15 protein-coding genes are annotated in these 19,682 nt (G+C 67.8%); 14 read left to right on the forward strand and 1 reads right to left on the reverse strand.

Going from position 1 to position 19,682, the window contains the following annotated elements:
* The first annotated feature begins 6 nt into the window (after positions 1-6).
* The 10 genes from IG194_RS25760 (at position 7) to IG194_RS25805 (ending at position 14,680) form a co-directional block, all read left to right on the forward strand.
* Positions 7-4,362: a pilus assembly protein gene (locus IG194_RS25760; protein WP_058489140.1), complete on the forward strand. Its 4,356-nt coding sequence runs from the start codon at positions 7-9 to the stop codon at positions 4,360-4,362.
* An 11-nt stretch (positions 4,363-4,373) separates the two neighbouring features.
* Complete coding sequence (locus IG194_RS25765; RefSeq protein ID WP_043266788.1) at positions 4,374-4,787, forward strand: type IV pilin protein; 414 nt, start codon at positions 4,374-4,376, stop codon at positions 4,785-4,787.
* A gap of 232 nt (positions 4,788-5,019) precedes the next feature.
* Entirely contained in the window at positions 5,020-5,973 is a 954-nt protein-coding gene (locus IG194_RS25770; protein ID WP_043266786.1) for an AraC family transcriptional regulator, read from the forward strand.
* A gap of 354 nt (positions 5,974-6,327) precedes the next feature.
* The gene (benA, locus tag IG194_RS25775) at positions 6,328-7,692 is read left to right on the forward strand and encodes a benzoate 1,2-dioxygenase large subunit (protein ID WP_064987617.1); all 1,365 of its coding nucleotides are present in this window, start codon (positions 6,328-6,330) and stop codon (positions 7,690-7,692) included.
* Positions 7,692-8,177: a benzoate 1,2-dioxygenase small subunit gene (gene benB / locus IG194_RS25780; RefSeq protein WP_058489142.1), complete on the forward strand. Its 486-nt coding sequence runs from the start codon at positions 7,692-7,694 to the stop codon at positions 8,175-8,177. Before benA ends, benB begins: the two co-directional genes overlap by 1 nt.
* Positions 8,178-8,187: 10 nt before the next feature.
* Positions 8,188-9,201 (forward strand): benzoate 1,2-dioxygenase electron transfer component BenC, encoded by a 1,014-nt coding sequence (gene benC, locus IG194_RS25785; RefSeq protein WP_043266781.1) that lies wholly within the window; start codon positions 8,188-8,190, stop codon positions 9,199-9,201.
* Positions 9,202-9,435: 234 nt separating this feature from the next.
* On the forward strand, positions 9,436-10,209 hold the full coding sequence (locus IG194_RS25790) for a 1,6-dihydroxycyclohexa-2,4-diene-1-carboxylate dehydrogenase (protein ID WP_058489143.1): 774 nt from the start codon (positions 9,436-9,438) through the stop codon (positions 10,207-10,209).
* Between the two features lie 165 nt (positions 10,210-10,374).
* A complete protein-coding gene (locus IG194_RS25795; RefSeq protein ID WP_058489144.1) occupies positions 10,375-11,703 on the forward strand; it encodes an MFS transporter in 1,329 nt (442 codons plus the stop codon).
* A gap of 81 nt (positions 11,704-11,784) precedes the next feature.
* The gene (locus tag IG194_RS25800; protein ID WP_197674167.1) at positions 11,785-13,290 is read left to right on the forward strand and encodes an amidase; all 1,506 of its coding nucleotides are present in this window, start codon (positions 11,785-11,787) and stop codon (positions 13,288-13,290) included.
* Between the two features lie 43 nt (positions 13,291-13,333).
* The gene (locus IG194_RS25805; protein ID WP_058489146.1) at positions 13,334-14,680 is read left to right on the forward strand and encodes an OprD family outer membrane porin; all 1,347 of its coding nucleotides are present in this window, start codon (positions 13,334-13,336) and stop codon (positions 14,678-14,680) included.
* A 9-nt stretch (positions 14,681-14,689) separates the two neighbouring features.
* On the opposite strand, the gene IG194_RS25810 is transcribed toward IG194_RS25805, so the two are convergent.
* Positions 14,690-15,562, reverse strand: coding sequence for a LysR family transcriptional regulator (locus IG194_RS25810; RefSeq protein WP_058072534.1), 873 nt, complete (start codon positions 15,560-15,562; stop codon positions 14,690-14,692).
* 154 nt (positions 15,563-15,716) lie between these two features.
* On the opposite strand from IG194_RS25810, the gene IG194_RS25815 reads away from it, so the two are divergent.
* The 4 genes from IG194_RS25815 to IG194_RS25830 all read left to right on the forward strand — a co-directional run bounded on the left by IG194_RS25815 (position 15,717) and on the right by IG194_RS25830 (position 19,651).
* Positions 15,717-16,838, forward strand: a complete 1,122-nt coding sequence (locus IG194_RS25815; RefSeq protein WP_058072533.1) for a muconate cycloisomerase family protein — start codon at positions 15,717-15,719, stop codon at positions 16,836-16,838.
* Between the two features lie 21 nt (positions 16,839-16,859).
* On the forward strand, positions 16,860-17,150 hold the full coding sequence (gene catC, locus IG194_RS25820; RefSeq protein ID WP_009619311.1) for a muconolactone Delta-isomerase: 291 nt from the start codon (positions 16,860-16,862) through the stop codon (positions 17,148-17,150).
* 54 nt (positions 17,151-17,204) lie between these two features.
* Positions 17,205-18,134: a catechol 1,2-dioxygenase gene (gene catA / locus IG194_RS25825; protein ID WP_058489753.1), complete on the forward strand. Its 930-nt coding sequence runs from the start codon at positions 17,205-17,207 to the stop codon at positions 18,132-18,134.
* A 317-nt stretch (positions 18,135-18,451) separates the two neighbouring features.
* A complete protein-coding gene (locus IG194_RS25830; RefSeq protein WP_058489147.1) occupies positions 18,452-19,651 on the forward strand; it encodes a benzoate/H(+) symporter BenE family transporter in 1,200 nt (399 codons plus the stop codon).
* Positions 19,652-19,682 lie beyond the last annotated feature (31 nt).

Below are 19,682 nucleotides of genomic sequence, written 5' to 3' on the forward strand. Positions count from 1 at the left end.
CCTGCCATGAAACCGCTGCGCGCGCTGGCGCTGTTCCTGTTGTCCTGCCTGCTGTGCGCCGGCGCCCGGGCCTCGGTGCTGGCGCAGACGCCGCTGTTCGTCAGCAACATCGCGCCGCCGATGAACATGCTGGTGGTCGGCCGCGACCAGAAACTCTACTTCCCGGCCTACAACGACGCCTCGGACATCGACGGCGACGGCCAGCTGGACATCTACTACAAGCCGAGCATCGACTACACCGGCTATTTCGACTCGTACAAGTGCTATTCCTACGACGACAGCAACGGTGTGTTCGTTCCTGCATCCACAACCAGCACCAAGAAGTGCAGCGGGAAGTGGAGCGGCGACTTCCTCAACTACCTGACCATGTCGCGCATCGACGTGCTGCGCAAGGTGCTCTACGGCGGCTATCGCTACGAGGACACCACCAGCAGCACCGTACTGGAGCGCCAGTTCATCCCCAACGATGCCCACACCTGGGGCAAGGAGTACCTGAGCGTTGCCCGCGACGGCTATAACATCGCCGACTACTCGCCCCTCACCGCACCCAGCAACGGCAAGTACATCCTCTTCGCTAACACCTCCCGGCCGAGCAGCGGCAACACCATCACCAGCTACACCGACGGCGCAGTGCCCAAGCTGCGCATCATCAACAGCACCCAGCAGGGCAGTAACAACTACCGCATCTGGGGCTGGGTGTCGCGGGAGGTGGCCCAGGGCACCAACGCCATCACCAGTGCCGACACCAGCCGCACCGACACCAGCATCACGCCACAGTACGACCTGACGGTACGGGTGAAGGTTTGCGTCAGCGGGCTGCTGGAAAGCAATTGCACCGCTTATGGCAGCAGCAACAAGCCCACAGGCCTGCTGCATGACTATGCCGCCTCGAACAAGATGTACTTCGGCCTGCTCACTGGCACCTACACCAACAACCTGCAGGGCGGCGCCCTGCGCCGGGCGCCCACCAGCAGTTTCACCAGCGAGTACGACAGTTCCGGACGGTTCCTTACCAGTAGCGCGTCCAACAACAACAGCAAACGTACCTACGTCGACGGCAGTGGCATCGTCGCCAACCTTGACCGCCTGATCTACACCGACGTCTGCAGCAGCGCCTATAAGGCGACGTTCTCCAACGGCGACTGCCTCGACTGGGGCAACCCCCTGGGGGAAATGGCCTATGAGGCGTTGCGCTACTACGCGGGCCTGACGCCGTTCTCGTCCTATGCGTCCGGCAGCAAGGACACCAGCCTGGGGCTGACCAGCCTGAGTAGTTGGAGCAACCCGTACAACACCTATCCGTACTGCACCAAGCCCTATATGACGCTGGTCAGCGACGTGAACCCCAGCTACGACTCCGACGTGCCCGGCGGCACCCTGGGTAGCAGTCCGATCCCCTCGGAAAAGATCAACGGCTTTACCTTCGACTTCAGCAAAATAGGCGCGACGCTCTGGAACGCGGAGATCGGCAAGAGCGTTTCGGTGAACATCGGCCAGTCCGGCAGCACCAGCGATTCCGCACCGACGGCGAAGACCGCCAGCAGCTTCTCGACCATTCGCGGGCTGCCCGAGGAGCCTACCCGGCAGGGTAGCTATAGCACCGCCGCAGTCACTTATTTCGGCAGCCAGAACGGCCTCTCCGCCACCGGTTCGCACCCGGTGCAGTCGTTCTCCGTGGCGTTGTCTTCGACGTTGCCGAACATCCAGGTGCCGGTGAACTCCAGTACCGTGACCTTCAAGCCCTACGGGATGGTGGCCGATTCCAGCGGCATTGTGATGCAGATCACCGGCTTCTATATCGACAGCATGGCCAATACCTCCAGCGCCAACCTGGACTCGTCGATCAATGGCGGGCGGCCCTACTACAAGTTCCGCGTGGTGTACGACGACGCCGGGCAGAACGCCGACTTCGACATGGACTCCATCATCCTTTACACCGTCCAACTGGGCGCCGACGGGCGCGTGTCGGTCACCAGCGAAAACGAGTATTCGGTATCCGGTTCCGAGTCGCACATGGGCTACACCATTGCCGGTACCACCAAGGATGGCATCTACCTGGAGGTTGCCGGTGGCGTGGGGGGGACCAGCGGCACGGCGAGTTCTACACCAACGCGCTTCAAGTTCGACACGCCCGAGGGCACCGATGCCGGCGGCTGCGTGAGCAACACCAACAGCTGTTCGCGGCTGCCCGGGCGCTCGGGCGGGAACAAGGCGCTGAGCGCCGGCTCCTCGCACACCCGCTACTTCACCGCCAGCAGCTCCACCGCCGTCACCACCCTGCAGGACCCCCTGTGGTACGCCGCCAAGTACGGCAAGAGCGACCTCAGCACCTGGGATACCGACGGCGACGGCACCCCGGACAACTACTTCCTGGTGAGCAACCCGAGCAAGCTGGCCAGCCAGCTGAAGTCGGCCTTCGACGACATCCTCCAGCTCAACGCCTCGGTCACCGCGGTGGCGGTGGACTCGCAGTCGCTGGACGACGGCGACTACGTCTACAGCACCAACTTCAGCTCCAGCGACTGGACCGGCGACCTGATCAAGAAACAGAAGATCAAGACCACCTCCAGCAGCGGCGCCACCAGCACGACCACCACCACCCTGTGGAAGGCCTCGGCGCAGTTGCCCAGCAGCCGCAACATCTACTTCGCCAAGAACGGCAGCCTGACCTCGTTCACCTGGGCCAACCTCAGCAGCGCCCAGCAGACCGCGCTCAACCGCACCGCCGCCGGCGTGGTCGACAGCAAGGGCTCGACCCGCGTGGACTTCCTGCGCGGCAGCAACACCAGCTTCCGCAGCCGTTCCTCGCTGCTCGGCGACATCGTCAATTCCTCGCCGGTGCTGGTCAGCGGCGCCGACTACATCACCGCGCGGGCCGACGCCCTGGAAGGCAGCACCAGCTACGCCGCCTACGCCAGCGAGCAGGCCGCCAAGCCGGCGGCGGTCTACGTCGGCGCCAACGACGGCATGCTGCACGCCTTCAACGCCAGCACCGGGGCCGAGCTGTTCGCCTTCATCCCCAGCGCGGTGATCGCCAACCTGAACATCCTCACCGCCAGCGACTACGGCCAGGACGAAGGCACCGAGCACCGCTACTTCGTCGACGGCACCCCGGTGGTGGCCGACGTCTACTACGGCTCGGCCTGGCACAAGGTGCTGCTCGGCAGCCTCGGCGCCGGCGGCCGCGAGGTGTTCGCCCTGGACATCACCGACCCGGCCTCGCCGAGCCTGCTCTGGGAGTTCACCAGCGACAACGACGCCAGCCTCGGCTACACCGCCGCCAAGCCCAGCATCGCCCGCCTGCACGACGGCAAGTGGGTGGCCCTGGTGCCCAACGGCTACGAGAGCGGCAGCAACAGCGCCTCGCTGCTGATCATCGACATCCAGAGCGGCGCCCTGCTGAAGAAGATCACCGCCACCCCCAGCCTGACCACCACCGACACTGGCGCAATCGACAGCCTGGCCAACGGCCTGTCGCGGCTCTACGTGGCCGACGTGAACAGCGACGGCATCGCCGACTACGCCTACGCCGGCGACCTGCTGGGCGACCTCTGGCGCTTCGACCTGATCGACACCAGCGCCAGCAGCCCGCTCACCGCCAGCGCCGCCGACGCCAAGTTCGCCGTGGCCTTCGGCGGCAACCCGCTGTACGTGGCGCGCAACGCCAGCAACGTGCGCCAGCCGATCACCGCGGCGCCGAGCCTGGTCGAACACCCCAGCGGCACCGGCTACATCGTCGCCTTCGGCACTGGCCGCTACCTGACCACCTCGGACAAGACCTCCACCGCCACCCAGAGCGTCTACGGCATCTGGGACCGCAAGACCGCCGGCGAAGCCACCAGCGCCTCGCTGACCGCGGCCAGGACGCGCAGCGACCTGCAACAGCAGACGCTGACCGCCGGCACCACCGACGGCACCACCACCTATACCCTGAGCGAGAGCGACGTCGCCTGGTACGACAGCAGCGGCAACACCGCCGACGCCAACGTCGCCACCTGGGGCTGGTACTTCGACTTCCCGCGCACTGGCGAGCGGCTGATCTACGACATGACGCTGTACGGCTCCAGCCTGATCTTCGCCAGCTCCACGCCGCAGACCGGCACCTGCGCCGCGGGGTTGTCCGGCACCGTCTACGCGGTGGACCCGGAGAGCGGCGGCAAGACCGACTACAACGTCTTCGACCTGAACAGCGACGGCACCTACGAGTCGATATCCGGCTTCGTCACCGACGGCGGCGACATCACCCTGTCCGGCGGCTACACCTGGGGCAACTCCGAAAATACCCTCGACGGCGTGGCCACCAACACCGGCACGGTCAGCGGCCGGCGCAGCTGGCAGGTGCTGCCGAGCGACTCCAACTGAAAGGGCCAGCGATGAAACCTGCACAGCGAAGCCGCGGCTTCACCCTGATAGAAATGATGATCGTCGTGGTCATCCTGGCGATACTCGCGGCCATCGCGCTGCCCAGCTACCAGAAGTACGTGCTGCGCAGCCACCGCGCCGAAGGCCAGGCGCTGCTCAGCGAGGCCGCGGCGCGGCAGGAGCGCTACTTCGCGCAGAACAACAGCTACGCCAGCAGCGCCGCGGCGCTGAACATGACCAGCTACGTCGCCGGCCTGCAGTACTACGGCCTGGCCATCTCCAACGTCAGCGCCTCGACCTACACCCTGACCGCCACGGCCACCGGCAGCCAGGCCAGGGACAGCGAATGTCTGACGCTCACCCTCGACCAGGCCGGCACCCGCGGCGCCACCGGCACCGGCACGGCCAGCAGCTGCTGGCAATGAGCCGGGGCGAAAGCGTGCGATAAGCGAACACTGCGCCACGGGTCGAATTGCGCCGCCCGCCTTCCGGCCTTTAGGGTGGCCGGACGGCAGGCGGGCCAGCCGTCCCCGATCCGGGGTGGCCCGCACGACCGTCCATCTCTGCCGGGCCCTGCCATCCCGGCCCCGGCATAGACTGGACGGGCACGAGCCGCGACGAAGAGCGCGGACGACAACAACAAGAGTGAGTGCCTGTATGGAGAACCTGCTGAGCGAGCGCAGCCGGGTATTCGAGCGAGCCGACCCCTACGCGGTGTCCGGCTACGTCAACCAGCACGTCGGCAACCACGCCCTGCGCATGCCCGCCCACGGCCGCCCCGAGGCCAGCCTCAACCACCGCAAGTTCGCCAGCCTCGACCTCTGCCGCATCCGCTACGGCGCCGCCGTGCGCGTCACCTCGCCGGCGCTGGAGACCATCTACCACCTGCAGGTGCTGCTGCACGGCCACTGCCTGTGGCGCGGCCAGGGCCGGGAGCACTACCTGGAGCCCGGCGAGCTGCTGCTGATCAACCCGGACGACCCGGTCGACCTGACCTACTCGGACGACTGCGAGAAATTCATCATCAAGATCCCCACCGCGGTGCTCGAAGGCATCTGCGCCGAACAGCGCTGGGCCCACCCGCGCCAGGGCCCGCGCTTCATCGAGAGCCGCTACCGCTTGGGCGAACTGGAAGGCTTCGTCAACCTGCTGGGCATGGTCTGCATGGAAGCCGAATCCAGCCAGCGCCTGCCGCGCATCGAGGAGCACTACCAGCAGATCGTCGCCAGCAAGCTGCTGACCCTGCTGCAGACCAACGTCAGCCGCGAATGCCTGGCCGCGCCCATGGCCTGCTTCGAGCGCATCGACGACTACATAGGGCGCAACCTGCGGCAGGACATCGACATCGAGGAACTGGCCCGCCAGGCGAAGATGAGCCTGCGCTCGCTCTACGCCCTGTTCGAACGCCACGCCAGCGCCACCCCGCGCCAGTACATCCGCCGGCGCAAGCTCGAACGCATCCGCGCCTGCCTCGCCGACCCCAGCTGCAACGTGCGCAGCGTCACCGAACTGGCGCTGGACTACGGCTTCCTGCACCTGGGGCGCTTCTCCGAAAGCTACCGCCAGCAGTTCGGCGAACTGCCCTCGGAAACCCTCAAGCGCCGCGGCTGAGCCCGGGCGACCCGCACATTCCTGACCCTCTGCGTAGGGCGCATAACGCCTACGGCGGATAACCGGTTATGCGCCCTGCACCGGAGTGCTTTTCGTAGGATGGCGTTGAGCGAAGCGATACCCATCACCGCAACCGCATGTGTTTCGCAAGCTCAACCCATCCTACGAAAAGCCACGCTCACCCATGCCCTACGGACTTCCAGGGAAATCTCCGCGCGCCCCCGCAAGCCCCCCGAAACACCCCGCAACCCCGCCTGCAAAAACCGGATAACGCTCTGCACAAAGCGGATATTGCCCCCGCCCACCCAGCCCTAACCTGAGCCTGCCTGAACAATAACAACGGAGGCCCCGGCCATGACCCTGGGTATCGACTACTTGCGTTCCCTGCTCGAAGAAGACCCCGCCAAGGGCGTCTACCGCTGCAAGCGCGAAATGTTCACCGACCCGCGCCTGTTCGAACTGGAGATGAAGCACATCTTCGAAGGCAACTGGGTCTACCTCGCCCACGAAAGCCAGATTCCCGAGAAGAACGACTTCCTGACCACCCTGATCGGTCGCCAGTCGATCTTCATCGCGCGCAACAAGGATGGCGTGCTCAATGCCTTCCTCAACGCCTGCAGCCACAAGGGCGCCATGCTCTGTCGGCACAAGTCGGGCAACCGCTCCAGCTACACCTGCCCGTTCCACGGCTGGACCTTCAACAACTCCGGCAAACTGCTCAAGGTCAAGGACCCGGCCGAGGCCGGCTACCCGTCGAGCTTCAACTGCGAAGGCTCCCACGACCTCACCAAGGTCGCCCGCTTCGAGTCCTACCGCGGCTTCCTCTTCGGCAGCCTCAACCCCGACGTGCGCCCGCTGGTGGAGCACCTGGGCGAGTCGGCGAAGATCATCGACATGATCGTCGACCAGTCCCCCGAGGGCCTGGAAGTGCTGCGCGGCTCCTCCAGCTACATCTACGAAGGCAACTGGAAGCTCACCGCCGAGAACGGCGCCGACGGCTACCACGTCAGCTCCGTGCACTGGAACTACGCCGCCACCCAGAACCAGCGCAAGCAGCGCGAGGCCGGCGAGGAAGTGAAGACCATGAGCGCCGGCGGCTGGGCCAAGCACGGCGGCGGCTTCTACTCCTTCGAGCATGGCCACATGCTGCTCTGGACGCGCTGGGCCAACCCCGAGGACCGCCCGGCCTTCGAGCGCCGCGAGCAGCTCGCCGCCGACTTCGGCCAGGCCCGCGCCGACTGGATGATCCAGAACTCGCGCAACCTCTGCCTGTACCCCAACGTCTACCTGATGGACCAGTTCAGCTCGCAGATCCGCATCGCCCGGCCGATCGACGTCAACCGCACCGAAATCACCATCTACTGCATCGCGCCCAAGGGCGAGAGTGCCGAGGCCCGCGCCCAGCGCATCCGCCAGTACGAGGACTTCTTCAACGTCAGCGGCATGGCCACCCCGGACGACCTGGAGGAGTTCCGCTCCTGCCAGCAGGCCTACCAGGGCAGCGCCGAAGGCTGGAACGACATGTCCCGCGGGGCCGCGCACTGGATCGACGGCGCCGATGCCGCCGCGCAGGAAATCGACCTGCACCCGCAGCTGTCCGGTGTGCGCACCGAGGACGAAGGCCTGTTCGTGCTGCAGCACAAGTACTGGCTGCAGGCGATGAGCGAAGCCCTGGCCGCCGAAGCAGCCAGGCGCATTCCGCTCGAGGAGGCCGTGTGATGAGCCGCTACGAAACCGTTCGCGACTTCCTCTACCGCGAAGCCCGCTACCTCGACGACAAGGACTGGGACGCCTGGCTGGAGCTGTACGCCAGCGACGCCAGCTTCTGGATGCCGGCCTGGGACGACCGCGACGAGCTGACCCAGGACCCGCAGCGGGAAATCTCGCTGATCTGGTACGGCAACCGCGGCGGCCTGGAAGACCGCGTGTTCCGCATCAAGACCGAGCGCTCCAGCGCGACCATGCCGGACACCCGCACCTCGCACAACATCAGCAACATCGAAGTGCTGGGCGAGGAAGACGGCCTCTGCCAGGTGCGCTTCAACTGGCACACCCTGAGCTTCCGCTACAAGACCACCGACAGCTACTTCGGCACCAGCTTCTACGCCATCGACCTGCGTGGCGAGAACCCGCTGATCAAGGCGAAGAAGGTGGTGCTGAAGAACGACTACGTCCGCCAGGTCATCGACATCTACCACATCTGAGGTGGCCGCCATGAGCTATTCGATCGCACTGAACTTCGAAGACGGCGTCACCCGCTTCATCGACGCCAACCCCGACGAAACCGTCGCCGATGCGGCCTACCGCCAGGGCGTGAACATCCCGCTGGACTGCCGCGACGGCGCCTGCGGCACCTGCAAGTGCTTCGCCGAGGCCGGCCGCTACGACCTGGGCCAGGACTACATCGAGGACGCGCTGAGCGAGGAGGAAGCCGAGCAGGGCTACGTGCTGACCTGCCAGATGCGCGCCGAAAGCGACTGCGTGGTGCGCGTGCCGGCGGCCTCGGACGTGTGCAAGACCCAGCAGGCCAGCTACCAGGCCGCTATCAGCGAGGTGCGCCAGCTGTCCGAGAGCACCATCGCCTTGTCGGTCAAGGGCGAGTCGCTGAGCAAGCTGGCCTTCCTGCCGGGGCAGTACGTCAACCTGCAGGTGCCGGGCAGCGGCCAGAGCCGCGCCTACTCCTTCAGCTCGCTGCAGAAGGGCGGCGAGGTCAGCTTCCTGATCCGCAACGTGCCCGGCGGGCTGATGAGCAGCTTCCTCACCAGCCTGGCCAAGGCCGGCGACAGCCTGGAACTGGCCGGCCCGCTGGGCAGCTTCTACCTGCGCGACATCAGGCGCCCCTTGCTGCTGCTGGCCGGCGGCACGGGCCTGGCGCCCTTCACCGCGATGCTGGAGAAGATCGCCGAGCAGGGCAGCGAACACCCGCTGCACCTGATCTACGGGGTGACCAACGACTTCGACCTGGTGGAGCTGGACAAGCTCGAAGCCTTCGCCGCGCGCATCCCCAACTTCAGCTTCAGCGCCTGTGTGGCCAACCCCGAGAGCAACTACCCGCACAAGGGCTACGTCACCCAGCACATCACGCCTGCGCATCTCAACGAAGGCGAGGTGGACATCTACCTGTGCGGCCCGCCGCCGATGGTCGAGGCGGTGAGCGCGTACATCCGCGAGCAGGGGATTACGCCGGCGAATTTCTACTACGAGAAGTTTGCGGCCAGTGCGGCTTGATGGGGGAGCTGTAAGAGCCCCTCTCCCTAACCCTCTCCCTGAAGGGAGAGGGGACCGTCCGTACCGCGGCGGAATTCGATGTTAGCCGGCTATCACGACGCACCGATATTGGCCCGAGCATCGAACTCAGCCGGGGAGCACGAATAGCTCCCTCTCCCTTCAGGGAGAGGGCGGGGGGAGAGGGTGGCCGGACCCGCACCCACCTCCCAGGACGCAACCCCAACCGAGGTACCCATGAACAGATTCCCCCACAAAGTCGCCCTGGTCACCGGCGCCGCCCAGGGCATCGGCCGCCGCGTCGCCGAGCGCCTGGCGCAAGAGGGCGCCCGCCTGGTCGCCGTGGACCGCTCCGAGCTGGTCCACGAACTGCAGGACGAACTCGGCCAATACGCCGAAGTGCTGACCCTCACCGCCGACCTGGAGCAATTCGCCGAAGCCCAGCGCGTGGTCAACGAAGCCGTGCAACGCTTCGGCCGCCTGGACATCCTGGTCAACAACGTCGGCGGCACCATCTGGGCCAAGCCCTTCGAGCACTACGCCGAGCATGAGATCGAGGCCGAGGTGCGGCGCTCGCTGTTCCCCACCCTATGGTGCTGCCGCGCTGCCCTGGTGCCGATGCTGGAGCAGGGCGCCGGGGCCATCGTCAACGTCTCCTCCATCGCCACCCGCGGCGTCAACCGCGTGCCCTACGGCGCGGCCAAGGGCGGGGTGAACGCGCTGACCGCCTGCCTGGCCTTCGAGACCGCCGAGCGCGGTGTGCGCGTCAACGCCACCGCGCCGGGCGGCACCGAGGCGCCGCCGCGGCGCATCCCGCGCAACGCCGCCGAGCAGAGCGCGCAGGAGAAGGTCTGGTACCAGCAGATCGTCGACCAGACCGTGAGCAGCAGCCTGATGAAGCGCTACGGCAGCATCGACGAACAGGTCGGCGCCATCCTCTTCCTGGCCTCCGACGAAGCCTCCTACATCACCGGCGTGACCCTGCCGGTAGGCGGTGGCGACCTGGGCTGAAAACCCGACCCGAACCAACCCGTAGGATGGCGTTGAGCGCAGCGATACCCATCACCCGAGGCGATGGGTATCGCCTCCGGCCCAACGCCATCCCACGCAAAGACGGACCGCCCACGACGCGGCCCCAACGGCTTCTCGCACAACAACAAAAAAGAGAGTGATGCCATGCGGAAAATCGACGTACACGACGTCATCGACAACGCGCGCTTCGGCCGCTTCCACTGGATGGTCATGGCCTGGTGCGCCTTGCTGCTGATCTTCGACGGCTACGACCTGTTCATCTACGGCGTGGTGCTGCCGGTGCTGATGAAGGAGTGGGGCCTGACCCCGCTGCAGGCCGGCGCCCTGGGCAGCTACGCGCTGTTCGGCATGATGGCCGGGGCGCTGTTCTTCGGCCCGCTGGCCGACAAGGTCGGGCGCAAGAAGGGCATCGCCATCTGCTTCGTGCTCTTCTCCGGCTTCACCGTGGTCAACGGCTTCGCCAGCAACCCCACGCAATTCGGCATCTGCCGCTTCATGGCCGGCCTCGGCATCGGCGGGCTGATGCCCAACGTGGTGGCGCTGATGAACGAATACGCGCCGAAGAAACTGCGCAGCACCCTGGTGGCGGTGATGTTCAGCGGCTACTCCCTGGGCGGCATGCTCTCCGCCGGCGTGGGCATCTACATGCTGCCGCGCTTCGGCTGGGAGGCGATGTTCTTCGCCGCGCTGCTGCCGCTGCTGATGCTGCCGCTGATCCTCTGGCAACTGCCGGAGTCGGTGGGCTTCCTGCTGCGCCAGGGGCGTACCGAACAGGCCCGCGCCATCCTCCGTCGCATTTCCCCGGAAACCACCCTGGAGGCCGTCGCCGAGCTGCACCTGGGCGAGAGCAAGCCGCAGGGCGCGCCGGTGCTGGAGTTGTTCCGCGAGGGCCGTGCGCTGCGCACCCTGATGCTCTGGGTGGCGTTCTTCTGCTGCCTGCTGATGGTCTACGCGCTCAGTTCCTGGCTGCCGAAGCTGATGGCCAACGCTGGCTACAGCCTGGGTTCGAGCCTGTCGTTCCTGCTGGTGCTGAACTTCGGCGGCATGTTCGGGGCCATCTTCGGCGGCTGGCTGGGCGACCGCTTCAACCTGCCCAAGGTGGTGGCGCTGTTCTTCGTCGCCGCCGCCGTTTCCATCACCCTGCTGGGCTTCAACACGCCGATGCCGGTGCTCTACCTGCTGATCGGCATCGCCGGGGCCACCACCATCGGCACGCAGATCCTGCTCTACGCCAGCGCCGCGCAGTTCTACGGCCTGGCCATCCGCTCCACCGGCCTTGGCTGGGCCTCGGGCATCGGCCGCAACGGCGCCATCGTCGGCCCGCTGCTGGGCGGCTCGCTGCTGGCCATCGAGCTGCCGCTGCACCTGAACTTCATGGCCTTCGCCATCCCCGGCGCGCTGGCGGCCCTGGCCATGTACCTGGTCAGCCGCAGCGAGCGGGTGCTCGCGCCCCTGGCCGAAGCCCGGGCCTGAACCGACAACGCAAGGGCGGGGCCGGCCACTCCGGCGCCCGCCGCAGGCTTCCGCGCTGACGGGAGCCAAGGAGGGAACAGCATGCAACGCAGAGATTTCATGACCGGTGCCGCGGCCTTGTCCGCCGGCTTGCTGCTCGGCAGGAACGCGCTGGCCGCCAGCGTGAAGCAAGGGCAGGCGGCGCTCGCGCTGCCGGATGCGCCGCTGTGGCAGTGGCAGGCCAGCGAACTGGCCGCCGGCATCGCCAGCGGCGCCATCAGCAGCCGGGAGGCGGTGGAAAGCTGCCTCGGGCGCATCGCCGAGGCCAACCCCGGGCTCAAGGCCGTGGTCCACGAGATGCGCGACGAGGCCCTGCGCGCGGCGCAGCGCGCCGACCAGCGGCGGGGCAGCGACGCGCTGCCGCCGCTGCACGGGGTGCCGGTCACCGTCAAGGTCAACCAGAACGTCGCCGGCCAGCCCAACACCAACGGGCTGCTGGCGCGCCGCGACAACATCGCCGCCGACAACAGCCCGGTGGTGCAGAACCTGCTGGACAACGGCGCGGTCATCATCGGCCTGACCAGCACGCCGGAGTTCTCCTTCCGCTGGTACACCGAAAGCCCGCTGTACGGGCGCACGCTGAACCCCTGGCGCGCCGACATCACCCCGGGCGGCTCCAGCGGCGGTGCGGCCTCGGCCGTGGCCGCGGGCATGTGTCCGATCGCCCACGGCAACGACATCGCCGGCTCCATCCGCTACCCGGCCTATGCCTGCGGCGTGGTCGGCCTGCGCCCCAGCGTCGGGCGCATTCCCACCGGGCTTGGCCTGGGCTTCGCCGGACAGCAGATCGCCACCCAGGGGCCGCTGGCGCGCAGCGTGGCCGACGCGCGCCTGGCCTTCCTGGCGATGGCCAGCAGCGGCGGCGCCGACCCCAACTGGGTGAGCCCCGTGGCGGCGCCCGATGCGCGCGAGAAGCGGGTGGTCGGCCTGGTCGACGAACTGCCCGGCATTCCCCTCGACGCTTCGGTGCGGGACAACCTGGCGGCGGTGGCGAAGATGCTCGAGGACGCCGGCTACCGCGTCGAGCCGGTGAGCCTGCCGGACCACGAGCTGGCCACCCAGACCTGGCTGCGCATCGTCATGACGGAGATCCGCCTGCAACTGCTGCCGGTCATGCGGCGCGAGGGCAGCGAGGCGCTGCAGGCGGCCGTGCAGGGCATGCTGGAGGCGACGCCGGAGACCGGCCTGGACGAATACGTCGCCGCGCTGGCCACCCGCAACAACCTGCGGGTGAAGTGGCGCGCACTGTTCCAGCGCTACGACGCGCTGATCGCCCCGGTCTCCGCCAGCGCGCCGCTGCCCTGGGGCCTGGATGCCCAGGGCGGCGAGGCCGTGGCACAGATCATGCGCCAGCAGGCGATCCTGATGAGCGTCGCGCTCAGCGGCCTGCCGGCGCTCAGCGTGCCCAGCGGCCTGCAGGGCGAGCGCCTGCCGGCCGGCGTGCAGGTCATCGCCGACCACTACCGCGAGGACCGCTGCTTCCAGGTGGCCGCCGTGATCGAGGCGGCGGCGCGGATGCCGCGCGCCTACCAGACCGGGCCCGCCTGAGCGCCCATGCCATACGACAACAACAATGAAGAGGCATGACCCGATGCACATAAGCGAAACCCGGGCCCGGCGCTTCGCCGGCCCCCTGGCGCTGCTGGCGCCCTTCACCGCTGAACTGGCCCTGGCCGACGAGCGCCGCCTGTTCGAAGACAGCTCGCTGGTGTTGAACACCCGCCACTGGTATTCCCATGAAATCGCCCGCAAGGACAGCTACTTCCGGGCGCCCGACGACGAGGGCGGGCGCCCGGTGCGCGACCGCGTGGCCTGGCTGCAGGGCCTGAAGCTCGACTACCAGTCCGGCTACAGCCAGGGCGAGCAGGGCCTGGGCATGGACTTCTCGCTGTACGGCGCGGTGGCCCTGGAGCGCAGCCGCGAAGCGGTGGCCGGCGGCAGCACCCGCCTGCTGGTGGAGCGCGACGGCGAGGTGGTGGACCAGTGGGGCAAGGTGGGCATCGCTGCGCTCAAGCTCAAGGCCGGCGAAACCGAGGCGAAGCTCGGCCGCCAGCAGGTCCGCACACCGGTGATGAGCTACGCCGACACCCGCACCCTGCCGGCCTCCTTCGACGGTATCTCGCTGGAGAGCCATGACCTGCCCGGGCTGACCTTCAAGGCCGGGCACTTCCAGCGCGCCACGCCGCGCACCGGCGCCGGCAGCCAGGACCTGAGCCTGACCTTCAGCACGCGCCTGGTGGAAAGCGACTGGATCGCCTATGCCGGCGGCGATTACCGCCTCGGCGAGCGCGGTCGGGCCAGCCTCTACCTGTCGCGCTTCGACGATGTCTGGGACCGCACCTACGCCGGCTGGGCGCAGCGCTACCGCCTGGGCGAGCTGGACCTGGGCCTGCGCCTGGACTTCTACGACACCCGCTCCAGCGGCCGCGAGAACGCCGGGCGCATCAGCCAGCAAGCCTACGGCGCGAGCGTCGCGCCGGGCTACGCCAACCACACGCTGAAGCTGGCCTTCCAGCAGATCGACGGCGACGAGTACTTCGACTTCCCCGCCGAGTCCAACGCCTTCGACCTGCCCAACGCCATGCTCTCGTACTACAACGGGCCCAACGAGCGCTCCTTCCAGGTCAGCTACGGCACCGACTGGACGCCCTACGGCCTGCCGGGGTTCAAAAGCCTGTTCTGGTACGTCAAGGGCTGGGGCATCGACGGCAGCGGCTATAACGGCGGCCCCCGCGCGGCCTACAACTCGGTGCTGGGGCAGAAGGGCGAGAGCCACTACGAGGTCGGCGGCCTGTTCAGCTACGCCGTGCAGTCCGGGCCGCTGCGCGGCGTCGGCCTGTCGACCGGCTACATCTGGCACCGCGCCAGCGCGGGGCAGATCGAGGGCAACCTGGAGGAGTTCCGCCTGATCATCGACGCGCCCCTGAGGCTGCTCTGAGTGGCCCGCTCAGCGGTTGACCTGCTCGATCAGTGCCAGGCAGCGCTGGACCATGGCGCTGACGTCGCCGGCGCGGCGGCTGAGGACGATCGGCGACACCGCCTCGGGCTCCAGCACGGCGACGTAGCCGATGTCCGGGCGGTGCTGCTGCTGCACCGAGGCCGGTACCAGGGCCACGCCCAGGCCGGCGGCGACCAGGCCGATGGCGGTCTGCAGCTCGTTGGCCCACTGCGCCACGCGGATGCCCAGGCCATGGTTGGCGAACAGCGCCAGCACGTGGTCGGCGTAGCTCGGCCGCGGGTTGGCCGGGTACAGCACAAAGGGCTCGCGGGACAGCCGCTGCAGGCTCACCGGCGCGCCCAGCAGCGGGTGCCCGGTGGGCAGCACCGCCACCAGCGGGTCCTCGCGCAGCACCTGCTGGTGGATGGCCGGGTCGTCGAAGCGCATGCGCCCGAAGCCGATGTCGATGCGCCCGCTCTTCAGCGCCTCGACCTGCTGCAGGGTGGTCATCTCCTGCAGGCCCAGCTCCAGCTCGGCGTCGCCGCGCAGCTCGCGGATCAGCTCCGGCAGCACCGCGTAGAGCGTCGAAGGCGCGAAGCCGATGCCCAGCCACTGGCGCTGGCCCAGGCCAATGCGGCGGGTGTTGTCGCAGATGTTCTGCAGCTGTTCCAGCAGGGTGCCGCTCTGCTCGTAGAAGAAGCGCCCGGCCTCGGTCAGGCGCAGCGGCCGGCCGCGCTCCAGCAGCTCGACGCCGAGCAGCTCCTCCAACTGCTGGATCTGCCGGCTCAGCGGCGGCTGGGCGATGTGCAGGCGCTCGGCGGCGCGAGTGAAGTTGAGGGTTTCGGCGACCGCCTGGAAGTACCGCAGGTGTCGAAGCTCCATGATACCTCCAGGGTATGGAACGAGAGGGCAATGATATTGGACTGCTCGCCACCGCTGGCGCAATCCTTCGGTGTGCAACAAAAGACCTGGAAGGTATCGGCCGCACCAGACGGCCGGGCCTCGACAAGCAGCCTAGCGTGATATGGAACCCGAGATGACCCAAGCCCTGATCGAACGCCTCGAAGCGATCATCGTCGACCTGCCGACCATCCGCCCGCACAAGCTGGCGATGCACACCATGCAGCAGCAGACCCTGGTGATCCTGCGCCTGCGCTGCAGCGACGGCATCGAAGGCCTCGGCGAGGCCACCACCATCGGTGGCCTGGCCTATGGCAACGAAAGCCCAGAAAGCATCAAGGCCAACCTGGAAGCGCACTTCGCGCCGCTGCTGATCGGCCAGGACGCCTGCAACATCAACGCCGCCATGCAGCGTCTGGACAAGGCCATCAAGGGCAACACCTTCGCCCGCTCGGCGGTGGAAACCGCGTTGCTCGACGCCCAGGGCAAGCGCCTGGGCCTGGCCGTCAGCGAACTGCTCGGCGGCCGCGTGCGCGACGGCCTGGAAGTGGCCTGGACGCTGGCCAGCGGCGACACCGCCCGCGACATCGAGGAAGCCGAGCGCATGCTCGACCTGCGCCGCCACCGCATCTTCAAGCTGAAGATCGGCGCCAATGCGCTGGAGCAGGACCTCAAGCACGTGGTGGCGATCAAGCGCGCCCTGGGCGAGCGCGCCAGCGTGCGCGTGGACGTCAACCAGTACTGGGACGAATCCCAGGCCATCCGCGGCTGCCAGGTGCTCGGCGAGAACGGCATCGACCTCGTCGAGCAGCCCATCTCGCGGATCAACCGCGCCGGCCAGGTGCGCCTGAACCTGCGCAGCCCGGCGCCGATCATGGCCGACGAATCCATCGAGAGCGTCGAAGACGCCTTCAGCCTGGCCGCCGACGGCGCCGCCAGCATCTTCGCCCTGAAGATCGCCAAGAACGGCGGCCCGCGCGCCGTGCTGCGCACCGCGCAGATCGCCGAGGCGGCCGGCATCGCCCTGTACGGCGGGACCATGCTCGAAGGCGCCATCGGCACCCTGGCCTCGGCCCACGCCTTCCTCACCCTCAAGCAGCTGACCTGGCACACCGAACTGTTCGGCCCGCTGCTGCTGACCGAGGAAATCGTCGCCGAGCCGCCGGTGTACCGCGACTTCCAACTGCTGGTGCCCAACGCCCCGGGCCTCGGCCTGAGCCTGGACGAGGAGCGCCTCAAGCGCTTCCGCCGCCCCTGAATTAGAGAGAGGAGAAGCCCCATGCTGTTCCACGTGAAGATGACGGTGAAACTGCCCGTCGACATGGACCCGGCCCGCGCCGCCCAGCTCAAGGCCGACGAGAAGGAACTGGCCCAGCGCCTGCAGCGCGAGGGCAAGTGGCGCCACCTGTGGCGCATCGCCGGGCACTACGCCAACTACAGCGTCTTCGACGTCGCCAGCGTCGAGGAACTGCACGACACCCTGATGCAACTGCCGCTGTTCCCCTACATGGACATCGAGGTCGACGGGCTCTGCCGCCATCCGTCCTCCATCCATGCCGACGACCGCTGAGCCCTGAACCCCAACGACGAAACCCTTGTATAAGAACAAGACGAGGTGAACATCATGACCGTGAAGATTTCCCAGACTGCCGAGATCCAGAAGTTCTTCGAAGAAGCCGCCGGCTACGGCAACGACAACGGCAGCCCGCGCCTTAAGCAGATCGTCCTGCGCGTGCTGCAGGACACCGCGAAGATCATCGAGGACCTGGAAGTCACCGACGACGAATTCTGGACCGCCGTGGACTACCTGAACCGCCTGGGCGGCCGCGGCGAAGCCGGCCTGCTGGTGGCGGGCCTGGGCATCGAGCACTTCATCGACCTGCTCAACGACGCCAAGGACGCGCAGATCGGCAAGACCGGCGGCACCCCGCGCACCATCGAAGGCCCGCTGTACGTGGCCGGCGCGCCCATTGTCGAGGGCGAAGCGCGCATGGACGACGGCAGCGAAGACGGCATGGCCACCGTGATGTTCCTCGAAGGCCAGGTGCTGGACCTGGACGGCAAGCCCATCGCCGGCGCCACCGTCGACCTGTGGCACGCCAACACCAAGGGCAACTACTCCTACTTCGACCAGAGCCAGTCCGAGTACAACCTGCGCCGCCGCATCATCACCGACGCCGAGGGCCGCTACCGCGCCCGCAGCATCGTCCCCAGCGGCTACGGCTGCGACCCGCAGGGCCCGACCCAGGAATGCCTGGACCAGCTCGGCCGCCACGGCCAGCGCCCGGCGCACATCCACTTCTTCATCTCGGCGCCCGGCTACCGCCACCTGACCACCCAGATCAACCTGTCCGGCGACCAGTACCTGTGGGACGACTTCGCCTACGCCACCCGCGACGGCCTGGTCGGCGAAGTGAAGTTCGCCGAGAACGTCCGCGGCATCGACGGCCGCGTGGCCGAGCTGGAATTCAGCTTCCAGCTGCAGAAGGCCGCCAGCGCCGAAGACGAACAGCGCAGCCAGCGCCCGCGCGCGCTGCAGGTGCAGGGCGCCTGAGGCGCTGTTCTCTGGGTTCCCGCCTGCGCGGAGACCCAGAAACAGCGTAGGAGCAACTGTCTTGCGCCGAAGCGCTCTTCGTAGGATGGGTTGAGCTTGCGATACCCATCGGACCCTGGCGATGGGTATCGCTTCGCTCAACGCCATCCTACGAAAAGCCGTGCTTCCTGGAACCGTAGGACCTTGTCCGCGATAGCCGGAACCACCGGCGCGAATCGCGGATGAGATCCGCTACGGTGTTACCCCCAGGCATCGTCCCGAGCCGGCTTGCCGGCACGGCGAAGCCTTGCGTGCAGAACAAGAAAAAGTGAGGCGCCATGAAAGACCTCATCCGCGACTTCTCGCTGTCCGCCCTGGTGGCCGGGTTGATCGCCACCCTGATTTCCTACGCCGGCCCCCTGGTGATCATCTTCCAGGCGGCCAAGAGCGCCAGCCTGCCCGACACCGCCGTATCGTCCTGGGTGTGGGCGATCTCCATCGGCAGCGGCGTGCTCGGCATCCTCCTCAGCCTGCGCTACAAGGTGCCGCTGGTGATCGCCTGGTCGGCGCCCGGCTCGGCGCTGCTGGTGGCGCTGCTGCCGGGCATCAGCCTGAACGAGGCGGTGGGCGCCTACCTGGCGTCGAGCCTGATCATCTTCCTGGTGGGCATCTCCGGCGCCTTCGACCGCGTGGTCGGCAAGCTGCCGCCGGCCATCTCCGCGGCCATGCTGGCCGGCATCCTGTTCAGCTTCGGCACCCAGCTGTTCGTCTCGCTGCAGGCCAAGCCGGCGCTGGTGCTGGCCATGTTCGTCGCCTACCTGCTGGGCAAGCGCCTGGCGCCGCGCTACGCGGTGGCCCTGGTGCTGCTGGTGGGCTGTGCCATGGCCATCGGCGGCGGCGAGCTGAACGCCTCGGCGCTGGTGATCGGCCTGGCCACGCCGCAATGGATCGCCCCTGAATTCAGCCTCCATGCGCTACTCAACATCGCCCTGCCGCTGGTGGTGGTGGCGCTCACCGGGCAGTTCGTGCCGGGCATCGCCGTGCTGCGCAACGACGGCTACCAGACCCCGGCGCGCCCGCTGATCGCCAGCAGCGCCCTGGGCACCTTGCTGCTGGCGCCCTTCGGCTGCCACGGCCTGAACCTCGCCGCCATCACCGCGGCCATCTGCACCGGCCGCGAGGCCCACGAGGACCCGGCGCGGCGCTACGTCGCCGGGGTGGTGGGCGGCGTCGCCTACCTGCTGCTGGGGCTGTTCGGCGCCACCCTGGTGTCGCTGTTCAGCGCCTTCCCCCGCGAACTGATCGCCGCGCTGGCCGGCCTTGCGCTGTTCGGTGCCATCGGCGGGGCCCTGGCCGGCGCCATGGGCGTACCCGAGGACCGCGAGGCGGCGCTGATCACCTTCCTGGTCACCGCCTCGAGCATGTCCTTCCTCGGCCTGTCGGCGGCCTTCTGGGGCCTGATCTTCGGCCTGGCCGCGCACCTGCTGCTGGTGCGCCGCCGCGCTCATCAACGCGAGGCGCGCGCCGTGCGCGCCTGACCACCGGGCAACGGCAAGCGGGCGCCCGGCC

It is taken from the genome of Pseudomonas sp. ADPe (assembly GCF_014843515.1).
Taxonomy (GTDB): Bacteria; Pseudomonadota; Gammaproteobacteria; order Pseudomonadales; family Pseudomonadaceae; genus Pseudomonas; species Pseudomonas citronellolis.

Excerpts from the sequence above, each read along its gene's own strand:
- IG194_RS25760 (WP_058489140.1), top strand. The coding sequence starts at position 7 with ATGAAACCGCTGCGCGCGCTGGCGCTGTTCCTGTTGTCCTGCCTGCTG.
- IG194_RS25765 (WP_043266788.1), top strand. The coding sequence starts at position 4,374 with ATGAAACCTGCACAGCGAAGCCGCGGCTTCACCCTGATAGAAATGATG.
- IG194_RS25770 (WP_043266786.1), top strand. The coding sequence starts at position 5,020 with ATGGAGAACCTGCTGAGCGAGCGCAGCCGGGTATTCGAGCGAGCCGAC.
- benA (WP_064987617.1), top strand. The coding sequence starts at position 6,328 with ATGACCCTGGGTATCGACTACTTGCGTTCCCTGCTCGAAGAAGACCCC.
- benB (WP_058489142.1), top strand. The coding sequence starts at position 7,692 with ATGAGCCGCTACGAAACCGTTCGCGACTTCCTCTACCGCGAAGCCCGC.
- benC (WP_043266781.1), top strand. The coding sequence starts at position 8,188 with ATGAGCTATTCGATCGCACTGAACTTCGAAGACGGCGTCACCCGCTTC.
- IG194_RS25790 (WP_058489143.1), top strand. The coding sequence starts at position 9,436 with ATGAACAGATTCCCCCACAAAGTCGCCCTGGTCACCGGCGCCGCCCAG.
- IG194_RS25795 (WP_058489144.1), top strand. The coding sequence starts at position 10,375 with ATGCGGAAAATCGACGTACACGACGTCATCGACAACGCGCGCTTCGGC.
- IG194_RS25800 (WP_197674167.1), top strand. The coding sequence starts at position 11,785 with ATGCAACGCAGAGATTTCATGACCGGTGCCGCGGCCTTGTCCGCCGGC.
- IG194_RS25805 (WP_058489146.1), top strand. The coding sequence starts at position 13,334 with ATGCACATAAGCGAAACCCGGGCCCGGCGCTTCGCCGGCCCCCTGGCG.
- IG194_RS25810 (WP_058072534.1), bottom strand. The coding sequence starts at position 15,562 with ATGGAGCTTCGACACCTGCGGTACTTCCAGGCGGTCGCCGAAACCCTC.
- IG194_RS25815 (WP_058072533.1), top strand. The coding sequence starts at position 15,717 with ATGACCCAAGCCCTGATCGAACGCCTCGAAGCGATCATCGTCGACCTG.
- catC (WP_009619311.1), top strand. The coding sequence starts at position 16,860 with ATGCTGTTCCACGTGAAGATGACGGTGAAACTGCCCGTCGACATGGAC.
- catA (WP_058489753.1), top strand. The coding sequence starts at position 17,205 with ATGACCGTGAAGATTTCCCAGACTGCCGAGATCCAGAAGTTCTTCGAA.
- IG194_RS25830 (WP_058489147.1), top strand. The coding sequence starts at position 18,452 with ATGAAAGACCTCATCCGCGACTTCTCGCTGTCCGCCCTGGTGGCCGGG.